Origin of the sequence: Pantoea sp. VS1, from assembly GCF_002207995.1 — a bacterium.
Lineage (GTDB): Bacteria > Pseudomonadota > Gammaproteobacteria > Enterobacterales > Enterobacteriaceae > Pantoea > Pantoea dispersa.
The window spans coordinates 48,430-59,964 of sequence record NZ_NHZE01000042.1; the positions used below are offsets into that span (position 1 = coordinate 48,430).

An 11,535-nucleotide genomic window follows, 5' to 3' on the forward strand; every position below is an offset into this window, starting at 1 on the left:
TGATAACAACGATGAAGATTTAGGACGAATCCTAAACTTGTTAAGTCCAAAAATCCAGTTATTTTTATTGAGCACAACGATTAACGCTATTTATCAAAACCGCCAAAACTGATGAGATAAATTTAAGCACGCTGCAAACTATTAATTTAATAGTTACATTGTAAATTTGGCTTAAACCAAATTTAGATCCACTCTAAATTTGAGTTTAATTTAACGAGCCAGTTAAAAAGCCCTTTCTCATCAGCTCTTAACTGGAGTATGGGAATATTCCTGGCAGTCCGCAAAGCGGCAAAGTAAAAATTGTGTACTGATTCGCATTTAATAAATAACAATGAAAAAACATGTGACGCATGTTTCATTTACAAAAAAATAATGGAATTTTTTGAGGTTCTGCTGGTGCTAAGCGGCGGGAAGTGTGCGGGAAGTCGCTGGACATCCCGCAAAAATAATGAGTTAGGTGATTACCTGAAAGGAAGCTTGATATCGCGGAACATCGCTTCGATATCTTCGTTTGAGCGCAGCGCCACAGCGGCGTCCACCACGTCTCGCGTCAGATGCGGTGCGAAGCGCTGAATGAAATCATACATATAGCTGCGCAGGAAGGTGCTGCGGCGGAAACCAATCTTGGTAGTGCTATTGGTGAAGATTTCTGAAGCTTCAATGCGCACCAAATCCGGATCGGAAACCGGGTCCACCGCCATGCTGGCAATCACCCCAACCCCCAGGCCTAAACGCACATAGGTTTTGATCACGTCGGCATCGGTTGCGGTGAAAACAATACGCGGCGTTAAACCGGCACGGTTAAACGCAGTATCCAGTTCTGAGCGGCCGGTAAAACCGAAGGTGTAAGTTACCAGCGGGAAATCAGCCAGCTCCTCAATCGACACATTGGATTTCCCCGCCAGCGGATGATCCGGCGTGACCACAATGGCGCGGTTCCAGTGATAGCACGGCAGCATAATCAAGTCGTCGTACAGGTGCAGCGCTTCGGTGGCAATGGCGAAATCGGCATTGCCTTTGGAGACCGCCTCAGCAATTTGTGTGGGCGAGCCCTGATGCATATGCAGGGAAACGCGCGGATAGCGTTCGATAAAGCCTTTGATTACGCCAGGCAGTGCATAGCGCGCCTGAGTGTGGGTCGTGGCCACGTACAGCGATCCTTTATCTGGCCAGGTGTGTTCACCGGCAACCGATTTGATCGCATCCACTTTGGACAAAACTTCGCGGGCAATACGGATAATTTCTTCGCCCGCTGGCGTCACCTGCGTCAGATGTTTGCCGCTGCGGGCAAAAATCTGCACGCCCAGCTCATCTTCCAGCATGCGCACCTGCTTACTGATGCCCGGTTGCGAGGTATACAGCCCCTCTGCCGTGGAGGAGACATTGAGGTTGTGGTTAACGACTTCAACGATGTAACGCAACTGCTGCAATTTCATAGTTATATCTTCCCGATAGCGACAGAGGTGCATTCCCTGCAGGCGTGTATCCGCCCTGATGGCGTAATAATGAGGGAAAGCGAGTCAGCAAAATGCAATAAGCTATAACTACTATATCAGTTAACGTAAGAATGTAGAACGATTAGCTATAAGGATGGGAAAAAGGCCAGCGAACGCTGGCCTTCAGGGAGATTACTTCTTCGCTTCCTGCCACTTACCGTCGATATAGAAAACCGACCAGCCGGTCGCTTTGCCCTCTTTTTCTGAGGCAACATACTGCTGTTTGGTCTTACGGCTAAAACGCACCAGCGTTTTATTGCCTTCCGGATCCACTGCCGGCGCTTCGGCCAGATATTTCAGTTTCTCCGGCAGACGGTCAGCAAAGCGCTGCAACTCTTCAACCAGCGGCGCACGGGTTTCGCGCGATTTCGGGAAGGTGTTAGCGGCCAGGAACACGCCCGCAGCTCCGTCACGCAGCACAAAATACGCATCCGATTTCTCGCACGGCAGCTCCGGCAGCGGTACCGGATCTTCTTTCGGCGGCGCGACTTCGCCGTTACGCAGAATCTTACGGGTATTTTTACACTCGTCGTTGGTACAGGCCATGTACTTACCAAAACGCCCCATCTTCAGGTGCATTTCAGAGCCACATTTTTCGCACTCAACAATCGGACCGTCATAACCTTTAATACGGAATTCACCCTGCTCGATTTCATAACCGTCACACTCCGGGTTATTACCACAGACGTGCAGTTTACGGCCGTTGTCGATCAGGTAGCTGTCCATCGCGGTGCCGCACTTCTGGCAGCGACGACGGGCGCGCAGCGCGTTGGTTTCGGCATCATCGCCTTCCAGCACGTTAAGCACTTCGTTTTCCGGGATCAGGTTAATGGTTTGCTTGCAGCGCTCTTTCGGCGGTAGTGCATAACCGGAACAGCCGAGGAACACGCCGGTGCTGGCGGTGCGAATCCCCATTTTACGTCCGCAGGTTGGGCAGTCGATGGAGGTCAGCACCATCTGGTTCGGCTGCATACCGCCCTCTTCCGGATCTTTCTCCGCCTGCTCCAGCTGCTGGCTGAAATCACTGAAGAATGAATCCAGCACCGCTTTCCATTGCGCTTCGTTATTCGCAACCTGGTCGAGACTGTCTTCCATGTGCGCGGTGAAATCATAATTCATCAGCTCACGGAAGTTCTCTTCCAAACGATCGGTAACAATCTCCCCCATCTTCTCGGCGTAGAAACGGCGGTTTTCCACCCGCACGTAACCGCGATCCTGAATAGTTGAAATGATCGAAGCATAGGTAGACGGACGGCCAATGCCACGCTTCTCCAGCTCGCGTACCAGCGAAGCTTCGCTGAAGCGCGCCGGTGGCTTGGTAAAGTGCTGGCCAGGCAGCAGGGATTTCAGATCCAGCGTGTCGCCTACGTTCACCGGCGGCAGCGTCAAATCTTCATCATTTTTACGCAGCGCCGGCATCACTTTGGTCCAGCCGTCGAAACGCAGCGTACGCCCTTTCGCTTTCAGTTTGAAATCTGCCGCGCCGACGGTCAGCGTGGTGGAATCATATTGCGCGGGCACCATCTGGCAGGCCACGAACTGGCGCCAGATCAGCTGATACAGCTTCTGCGCATCCGCTTCCATATCCTTCAGCTGCTCGGCGGCAACGTTGACATCAGAAGGACGAATCGCTTCGTGCGCTTCCTGTGAATTCTCTTTGCTGGCATAGGTGTTGGGCGCATCCGGCAGGTAGTTCTTGCCGAATTTTTTCTCCACGTAGCCACGCGCCATCGCCACCGCATCCTGACTCAGGTTGGTGGAATCGGTACGCATATAGGTGATGTGACCCGCTTCATACAGACGCTGCGCCATCATCATGGTTTTCTTCACGCCAAAACCAAGGCGGGTGCTCGCCGCCTGCTGCAGCGTCGAGGTAATAAACGGCGCCGACGGTTTACTGCTGGTCGGCTTGTCTTCACGATCCAGAACGGCGTAACGCGCCTTTTCCAGGATGGCCACGGCCGCTTCGGTTTGCTCGCGGTTCACCGGGCGGAACGCTTTGTCGCCCTGATGCGTCACCCTGACCGCCAGCGCATCGCCTTTCGGCGTCGACAGATCGGCGTCAATTTCCCAGTACTCTTCCGGTACGAAGGCTTTGATTTCGCGCTCGCGCTCCACCACCAGGCGCACGGCAACCGACTGCACGCGTCCGGCCGACAGGCCACGGGCAATTTTTTTCCACAGCAGCGGCGAGACCATATAGCCCACCACGCGGTCCATAAAACGACGCGCCTGCTGCGCATTTACGCGCTCAATATTCAGTTCGCCCGGCTTCTCGAACGCCTGACGAATCGCATTTTTGGTGATTTCGTTAAACACCACGCGGCTGAAGCGTTTGTCATCGCCGCCGATCACTTCCCGCAGGTGCCAGGCAATGGCTTCCCCTTCGCGGTCAAGGTCGGTTGCGAGATAGATGTGGTCGGCATCGGCAGCCAGGTTCTTCAGTTCGGAGACAACTTTTTCCTTGCCGGGCAGAATCTGATAGTCCGCTTCCCAGCCGTGCCACGGGTCAACGCCCATGCGATTAACCAGCGCGGCCTTTTCATCTTTCTTTACTTTCTTGCCGGTTTTCGCCTTTTCCCCGTCGGCACTTTTACGGGCCGTTGAACCACTGGTCGGCAAATCACGGATATGACCGACGCTGGATTTCACCACGTAGTCATTACCGAGGTATTTATTGATTGTTTTGGCCTTTGCCGGGGACTCAACGATGACGAGTGCTTTACCCATATGTACCTTTACCTAATTGAAACGTCCTGATAAACGGGAGAGGATTGGCAGCCCCAAAACCCAATGGGTTCAATATTGCTGCTGACTTTTTGCTTTTCAAGCCAGCGGGGACAATCTCTGGTCAGATTGCATCGGCATTTGCAACTTGATGATTAAGAGCGAGTTTTCCGTCTGACGGTATCACACATCCTGGTGTGATCTCCCTGAAAGCTGAATCGCCCACACTCTACCTGATAAAATCTGTTACGCAACTTAATTAGCATTCTGTTTAATTTCTCGCCAGTTTTCTGACCGAACGCTGATTTGCTGAACGCACCGACAGGCAAGTAATATAGAAGGAGAAAATTCGCTGTCAAAAAAGAGGTGAAAAATGTCAGCAGAAACGGAATCCATTTCACGCCAGGCGCTACTGGAAATCGCTAATCAGCTCCTTCAGCAGCACGATGAATATTTTGCCGGGATGGAAGCCACTGAGGTGATTCAGCAGGGCGAGGTTCTGGTGTTTCGCGGCCCGTGGTTCCTCGACGATGAAGGGTTGCCGACCGCCAAAACCACGGCGGTGTTTAACGTGTTTAAGCACCTTGCCGTGGTGCTCTCCGCACAGTATCACCTGGCATAAAAAAACCCGGCCTGCGCCGGGTTGGTTCACAACAGCGGTTTATCACCGCGCTGCCAGATTTTCAGAATCAGCCGCTCGGCTGCCACGCTGGCACTGTGGGTCACGCGATCAATCATTTTTTTCTTGCGCGCGAAGTGCACGCCCAGCACGCTAAAACGGTCCATGCGCGCAATGATCAGCGCATCGCTGGTACCAATCTCATCAATCAGCCCCAGATCCAGCGCCTGACGGCCATACCAGTGTTCGCCCGTCGCCACTTTGTCCAGATCCAGCGCCGGACGCATCTGATGCACAAAATCTTTAAACAGCTGATGGGTTTCATTCAGGTCTTCCTGAAACTTCTCCCGCCCTTCCTCGGTATTCTCACCAAACAGCGTCAGCGTACGTTTGTACTGGCCGGCAGTGTGCAGCTCCACATCAATGTCGTTACGCTTCAGCAGCCGGTTAAAGTTAGGGATTTGCGCCACCACGCCGATAGAACCAATGATGGAGAACGGCGCCGCCACGATGCGATCCGCAACGCAGGCCATCATGTAGCCACCGCTGGCGGCAACTTTATCCACCACCGCGGTCAGCTGCAGCCCCGCATCACGCAGACGTTGTAGCTGCGACGCGGCCAGGCCATAACCGTGCACCACGCCACCGGGACTTTCCAGCCGCAGCAGCACTTCATCACCCGGCTGCGCCACCGCCAGCACGGCGGAGATCTCTTCGCGCAGCGAGCTGACTTCACCGGCGTCCATACTGCCTTTGAACTCCAGCACATAGAGCGTCGGCTTCGCCGCTTCAGTTACACCGGCTTTGGCATTGCGCTTTTCGGCTTTGGCTTTCTGTTTCTCTTCTTTCTTATGCTGCTTCAGCCACACTTTTTGCGCCTGCGGCTTCATCTTCGCCAGCTGCAGGTCCTCTTTCATCTCACGATAGGCTTCGTCGAGATGGGTTAAGCGCAGCTGACCGCCGCTGTGACGTTTACGCAGCGCGGCATTGAGCACAATCAGTACAATAGCTGCGATCGCCACCACGACGGTGACGGCCTTGGCCAGAAATAATCCATAGCTGGAGAGTAAATCCATTCTGCCGCCTTATTAAACAGTGAATTACAGTCAAACCCTGAGTTTACCCGCTTTGATGCCGTTCGTCGCCTGAAATGCCGGCAGGCGGCACAGAATGCGCGTTGCGGCGATTGCACCTTGCGGCAAATTGAGGCATAAAGCCAAAAAACCCTCTGACCTGCAAAGGACATCGCTGTGCATTATCAACCGAAAAGCGACCTGCTGGACAATCGCATCATTCTCGTGACCGGCGCTTCCGACGGCATCGGCCGCGAAGCCGCCCTGACCTATGCGCGCTACGGTGCGCGCGTGATTCTGCTCGGCCGCAACGCCACCACGCTGCAGCAAACCGCTGAGGCGATTAATCAGCTCAATAAACAGCCCGCCGCTACGCTGCTGCTGGATCTGGCGCACGCCACACCGGAAAGCTGTCAGCAGCTGGCACAACAGGTTGCCGCGCTGGTGCCGCGGCTGGATGGCGTGCTGCATAACGCTGGCATTCTCGGTGAGATCGTGCCGCTGGCGGAACTCGATCCGGCGGTCTGGCAGCAGGTGATGCAAATCAACCTCGACGCCACCTTCTATTTAACGCAGGCGCTGCTGCCGCTGCTGCTGAAATCCGACGCCGGTTCGCTGGTGTTCACCACCTCCAGCGTGGGCCGCACCGGCCGCGCAGGCTGGGGCGCGTATGCCGTGTCGAAATTCGCCACCGAGGGCATGATGCAGGTGCTGGCTGATGAGTATAAAAACCGCCATCTGCGGGTGAACTGCATCAATCCCGGCGGCACGCGCACCAAAATGCGCGCCAGCGCCTTCCCGGAGGAGAATGCCAGCCTGCTGAAAACCCCGGCCGACCTGATGCCGCTCTACCTCTATCTGATGGGCGATGACAGCCGCCGTAAAACCGGCATCAGCTACGATGCACAACCGGGGCGCAAGCCGGGACCGGCCAGCGCATGAGCGATCGTCACCAGCAACGCCAGCAGCGGCTGAAAGAGCAGGTTGACGCCCGCATCGCCGCCGCCACCGAAACGCGCGGCATCCTGATGGTGTTTACCGGCAACGGCAAAGGTAAAACCACCGCCGCTTTTGGCACCGCGCTGCGCGCCTGTGGCCACGGTAAAAATGTGGCTGCCGTGCAGTTTATTAAGGGCGAATGGCCTAACGGCGAACGCAATCTGCTGGCGCAGCACGGCGTGGAATTTCAGGTCATGGCCACCGGCTTTACCTGGGAGACGCAAAACCGTGCCAGCGATACGGCCGCCTGCCAGCAGGTGTGGCAACACGCCAGACGCATGCTGCAAGACGCGTCGCTGGATCTGGTGATACTCGATGAAATCACCTACATGGTGAGTATGGATTATCTCGATCTGGATGAGCTGGTCACTGCACTGCAGCAGCGTCCGCCGCAGCAAAGTGTGATCATAACCGGGCGCGGCTGTCACCGCACGCTACTGGAACTGGCGGATACCGTCAGTGAGATGCGTCCGGTCAAACACGCGTTTGATGCCGGTATTCAGGCACAGCAGGGAATCGACTGGTAAAAACGGACGCCGCAGGCGCGGCGTCAGGGAGCATCAGGAACCGCGTTTGGTGTTGTTGCGACGCGGGCTGTTATTGCTTACCGCGCTATGACGTTTCACCGCCCGGCGGATTTGGTTCGCTTTGGTGCGGCGACGATCTTTCTCGACCGCCACTTTGGTCACCGTCTCTTCCGGCAGTCCCACCAGCTTACGCAGGTAGTTGACCGCCGGCAGTTCCATCTCCATCCAGCCGCCGCGCGGCAGACCTTTTGGCAGCTGAATATCGCCGTAGCGCACGCGCATCAGACGGCTTACCTGCACGCCAACCGCTTCCCACAGACGACGCACCTCACGGTTACGCCCTTCCGTCAGGGTGACGTTGTACCATTGGTTAATGCCTTCGCCGCCGGCGAATTTGATGGTTTTAAACGCTGCCGGACCGTCTTCCAGCTGCACGCCCTTGCTCAGCTGACGCACTTTTTCGTCATCCACTTCACCAAATACGCGCACTGCGTATTCACGCTCAACTTCGCGGCTTGGGTGCATCAGGCGGTTGGCCAGCTCACCGTCGGTGGTGAACAACATCAGACCGCAGGTGTTCACGTCCAGACGGCCGACGGCAATCCAGCGTGAACCGCGCAGGCGCGGCAGGCGATCAAATACCGTTGGGCGCCCTTCCGGATCGTTGCGCGTGCACAGCTCACCTTCCGGTTTGTAATACGCCAGTACGCGACACACCTCGGTGGCCGATTCAGCAATCGATACCAGATGGCCATCAATACGAATTTTCAGGGTTTTGTCATTTTCGATGCGATCGCCCAGCGTCGCCAGTTTGCCATCGACGCTGATGCGTCCGGCTGAAATCATTGCTTCGATTTCACGGCGCGAACCGTGTCCGGCGCGCGCTAATACTTTTTGTAATTTCTCGCTCATGGAGCTGCCTCGTTGTCGCCTTCCCAGGCGTCGTGGTAATGAAGAGGTAAGATACCGGCGTTACCAGGTCCCGTATCAGAATCTGTGACCGCTTCGCGCCAGGTGCCAGCGCGGCCGGCCGGAGATTTTACACCAGCTACAGTTTCGTTAACACCTTTTCCTTTTCTGCCGATAATAAAGCGCCTGTGATCCGGAGGCTGAATCGGGCAGTAAGGTCATTGATTCAGATTTCTGATTAATTTGCGTAACGAGCGTCAGGATAGCCTGCGCAACCCGCTGAAATTACGTCGTTTTGCCTGAGACCGTTTATTTATTTAATGTTGCGCCGATTAGTGCCGCAATAGATTAAAGAGACTCACCAGTCTGTTACCCGCAGTGTTCCCGGCCAGGCTGCAGTTGTGCAAACAGAAAATCGGCGCAAAACACCAAAATCAGCACAAAGAACTGAATAGTGGTGTTAGTAAAGCTTATTGCAGCCAGCAACCCTAGCCATACAGCGGATTGGCGCTGCAGGTTGGATTAAGTCTGTATTTTCGTTTTTATTTGATAAAGATTAAATATGATGAATTGTTCTGCCGCGAAAACTGTGTAAAATTTAATCCTGAATTCGGCTAAGCAGTATCAGAAATTATTTTAATTACTTTTTACAAGCTTTCAAACAACAAGCCATTAACAAATAATGGTACAGCTGGCCTGATAATATAATCCGGCGCGCTCAGGAAATGGCGCGCTAATCGTTTCACGGATTGAATTTAATTTGTCTGTCGAAAGTCTTCACCAGGGATTTTGCTGACGGACATTAAATGAAGACCGCCATCATGAGAACCTCCCTGCTTTGGCCGGCGCTTGCAGCGCTGGCACTGAGCGGCTGTTCCGTGGGCCATACTGAGTACAGTCGTACGGCGCTGCAGCACGTGGATATGAGCGTGACCGGCATCCCGACGGTACTGGGTCTGGGCATCCTCGGTACAACCATTCCGTTAACGCCGGAATACAGTCTGACTGCCGCGCACGTGGCCAAAACCGCCGTGCAGCGCGTGAAGGCTTATCACCCCTATTGCGACGTCGCAATTATTTATCATAAAAACAATCCGGATACGCTGGCGAAATTCCGCAGCAGCGCGGTGGGCGAGCCAATTAAAATGTATGGCTACAGTTTTATTTCCGCGATGCCGGTGGAGTCGAGCGGCGTTAATCTGGCGCGTACCGCCATTAATAATCGCTGGAATAAAAAGCCCTGTATGGCAATGGCTTCCGATGCCGGTGTCGTTCAGGGGATGTCGGGCGGCGCTGTCTATAATGCCGACCAGACCATCAGCGGAGTGATTGTGGGTTACAGCCATGAAATTGCTAACGTACGCAGCAAAAAAGTCATCTTAAAAGATGTCTCGCTGTACATTCCGTACGGCGATTTCAAACGCTGGCTGGAAGCCAATATCGGCCAGACGCCACAAACAGCGCCCGGCCCGGCGTAATTACAGGAACGGGCGGGTATCGCCTGCCCCTTCACGCACGATGACGGGCGCATCGCTGGTGAGATCGATCACGGTGGTTGGCTGCTGGCCCAGCGTGCCGCCATCGATAATTAAATCCACCAGCTTGCCGATGCTGTGCTGGATCTCTTCCGGATCGGATTCAGTGAAATCATTGCCTGGCAGCATCAGTGAGGTCGACATCATCGGCTCATTGAGGCGTTCCAGCAGCGCCAGCGCCACCGGATTTGACGGTACGCGCAGGCCGATGGTTTTACGTTTGTCGTTCATCAGACGACGCGGCACTTCTTTGGTGGCCTTCAGAATGAAGGTGTAATTGCCTGGCGTGTTGTTTTTCAGAATGCGAAACGCGCTGTTATCCACCTGCGAATAGGTCGACAGCTCTGAGAGATCGCGGCACATCAGGGTAAAGTTATGGTTACCATCGAGCTGACGAATGCGGCAGATACGCTCCATGGCATTCTTCTCTTCCAGACGGCATCCCAGCGCGTAGCCGGAATCGGTCGGATAGACAATAACGCTGCCTTTGTTGAGATAATCCACCGCCTGATTAACCAGACGCGGCTGCGGATTTTCCGGATGAATGTGAAAAAGTTGACTCATAAAAACCTCATATCACCCATCAACGTGCGATCTGACTGGCGCTAAAGCGGGAAAACGCTCCCAGACCGGCTCCACGCCGCCCGGCAGCCATAGCTTGCGCCCCAGTTCAATCCACGGACAGGGTTGGTGAAAATCGGACCCCTGCGAGGCCGCCAGCTGGTTATCGCGCGCATAGCTCGCCAGCTGGGTACGTTCATTCGGTGCCTGCTGACACTGTGCCACTTCCATCGCATCGCCGCCTTCTGCGGCAAAATGCGCAATCAGTCGCTTCAGCCATTTGGCCGACAGCCCGTAGCGCGCAGGATGGGCCAGCACCGCCACGCCACCAGAATGATGAATAGCATCAATGGCTTGTTTAATTGTACACCATTGTGGCGGCACGTAGCCGGTTTTGCCGCGCGCCAGATAGTTTTTAAATACCTGCGCCATGTTATCGGCTTTGCCCAGCTCTACCAGATAGCGGGCAAAATGCCCGCGGGTGATCACCCCGCCCTGCGCCAGACGCTGAGCGCCGGCCAGTGCGTCAGGAATGCGCGCGCGCTCCAGCCGTTCAGCAATCAACTCTGCACGTGCCATACGGCACTGGTGCTGCTGCGCCAGAAAAGCGGTTAACGCCGGATGCTGCGTATCAACGTTGAGCCCGACAATATGAATTTCGTGGTTTTCCCACAGCGTCGACGCTTCCACACCGGCCAGTACCCGCAGCGGTAGCTGAAGCTGCTGCACCGCCGCCTGCGCTTCAGCAACGCCCGCCACGCTGTCGTGATCGGTAATCGCCAGCACGCCGACATGCATCTCAACGGCGCGCTGCACCAGCGCGGTCGGCGTCAGCAAACCGTCGGAAGCCTGGGTATGGCTGTGTAAATCATAAAGTGGAAAACGGGCGATATCTGACAAGGTCACTCCAGCGACTGCATTAAACCGGCTGGCATGATAACGATTTTGCCCGTAACTGAAAAAGGGTATTGACTTTTTTCAGCCGAACCAGTTAACTAGTACACAAGTTCACACGTAACGGGTATTTAATCATGGCTCTTATCGGTACGCATGTTAATGGTTGGTGGCGCGATGATCCCTTTCACGGGC

General features: G+C 54.8%; 10 protein-coding genes and 1 other annotated feature (1 of these 11 only partly in view). Of the genes, 4 read left to right on the forward strand and 6 right to left on the reverse strand.

From position 1 onward, the window contains the following. Positions 1-461 precede the first annotated feature (461 nt). A complete protein-coding gene (gene cysB / locus CBW22_RS16045; protein WP_021510116.1) occupies positions 462-1,436 on the reverse strand; it encodes an HTH-type transcriptional regulator CysB in 975 nt (324 codons plus the stop codon). Positions 1,437-1,628: 192 nt separating this feature from the next. Then, a complete protein-coding gene (topA, locus tag CBW22_RS16050) occupies positions 1,629-4,226 on the reverse strand; it encodes a type I DNA topoisomerase (protein ID WP_058774627.1) in 2,598 nt (865 codons plus the stop codon). A 370-nt stretch (positions 4,227-4,596) separates the two neighbouring features. Here topA and CBW22_RS16055 point away from each other — a divergent pair, with 370 nt between their 5' ends. Continuing rightward, positions 4,597-4,845, forward strand: a complete 249-nt coding sequence (locus CBW22_RS16055) for a YciN family protein (RefSeq protein ID WP_021510114.1) — start codon at positions 4,597-4,599, stop codon at positions 4,843-4,845. Between the two features lie 26 nt (positions 4,846-4,871). Here the strand turns inward: CBW22_RS16055 and sohB are convergent, their stop codons facing one another. Continuing rightward, entirely contained in the window at positions 4,872-5,918 is a 1,047-nt protein-coding gene (gene sohB, locus CBW22_RS16060) for a protease SohB (protein WP_058758624.1), read from the reverse strand. A 174-nt stretch (positions 5,919-6,092) separates the two neighbouring features. On the opposite strand from sohB, the gene CBW22_RS16065 reads away from it, so the two are divergent. Further along, positions 6,093-6,857: a YciK family oxidoreductase gene (locus CBW22_RS16065; RefSeq protein WP_021510112.1), complete on the forward strand. Its 765-nt coding sequence runs from the start codon at positions 6,093-6,095 to the stop codon at positions 6,855-6,857. Beyond that, positions 6,854-7,441: a cob(I)yrinic acid a,c-diamide adenosyltransferase gene (cobO, locus tag CBW22_RS16070; protein ID WP_021510111.1), complete on the forward strand. Its 588-nt coding sequence runs from the start codon at positions 6,854-6,856 to the stop codon at positions 7,439-7,441. Before CBW22_RS16065 ends, cobO begins: the two co-directional genes overlap by 4 nt. A 33-nt stretch (positions 7,442-7,474) precedes the next feature. Here the strand turns inward: cobO and rluB are convergent, their stop codons facing one another. After that, on the reverse strand, positions 7,475-8,353 hold the full coding sequence (gene rluB / locus CBW22_RS16075) for a 23S rRNA pseudouridine(2605) synthase RluB (RefSeq protein WP_058782079.1): 879 nt from the start codon (positions 8,351-8,353) through the stop codon (positions 7,475-7,477). Positions 8,354-9,171: 818 nt separating this feature from the next. Between rluB and CBW22_RS16080 the strand changes: the two genes are divergently transcribed. Then, positions 9,172-9,828 carry a serine protease gene (locus CBW22_RS16080; protein ID WP_176428135.1) on the forward strand — a complete coding sequence of 219 codons (657 nt, stop codon included), beginning with the start codon at positions 9,172-9,174 and terminating at the stop codon, positions 9,826-9,828. Here CBW22_RS16080 and CBW22_RS16085 read toward each other — a convergent pair whose 3' ends face one another. Beyond that, a complete protein-coding gene (locus CBW22_RS16085) occupies positions 9,829-10,449 on the reverse strand; it encodes an L-threonylcarbamoyladenylate synthase (RefSeq protein WP_021510107.1) in 621 nt (206 codons plus the stop codon). Positions 10,450-10,461: 12 nt separating this feature from the next. Further along, on the reverse strand, positions 10,462-11,346 hold the full coding sequence (rnm, locus tag CBW22_RS16090; protein ID WP_088517175.1) for an RNase RNM: 885 nt from the start codon (positions 11,344-11,346) through the stop codon (positions 10,462-10,464). A 155-nt stretch (positions 11,347-11,501) separates the two neighbouring features. Then, positions 11,502-11,535, forward strand: a sequence feature (Trp leader region); it runs 71 nt beyond the window's last position.

Coding starts and splice junctions, on each gene's coding strand:
- cysB (WP_021510116.1), bottom strand. CDS start 1,436: ATGAAATTGCAGCAGTTGCGTTACATCGTTGAAGTCGTTAACCACAAC.
- topA (WP_058774627.1), bottom strand. CDS start 4,226: ATGGGTAAAGCACTCGTCATCGTTGAGTCCCCGGCAAAGGCCAAAACA.
- CBW22_RS16055 (WP_021510114.1), top strand. CDS start 4,597: ATGTCAGCAGAAACGGAATCCATTTCACGCCAGGCGCTACTGGAAATC.
- sohB (WP_058758624.1), bottom strand. CDS start 5,918: ATGGATTTACTCTCCAGCTATGGATTATTTCTGGCCAAGGCCGTCACC.
- cobO (WP_021510111.1), top strand. CDS start 6,854: ATGAGCGATCGTCACCAGCAACGCCAGCAGCGGCTGAAAGAGCAGGTT.
- rluB (WP_058782079.1), bottom strand. CDS start 8,353: ATGAGCGAGAAATTACAAAAAGTATTAGCGCGCGCCGGACACGGTTCG.
- CBW22_RS16080 (WP_176428135.1), top strand. CDS start 9,172: ATGAGAACCTCCCTGCTTTGGCCGGCGCTTGCAGCGCTGGCACTGAGC.
- CBW22_RS16085 (WP_021510107.1), bottom strand. CDS start 10,449: ATGAGTCAACTTTTTCACATTCATCCGGAAAATCCGCAGCCGCGTCTG.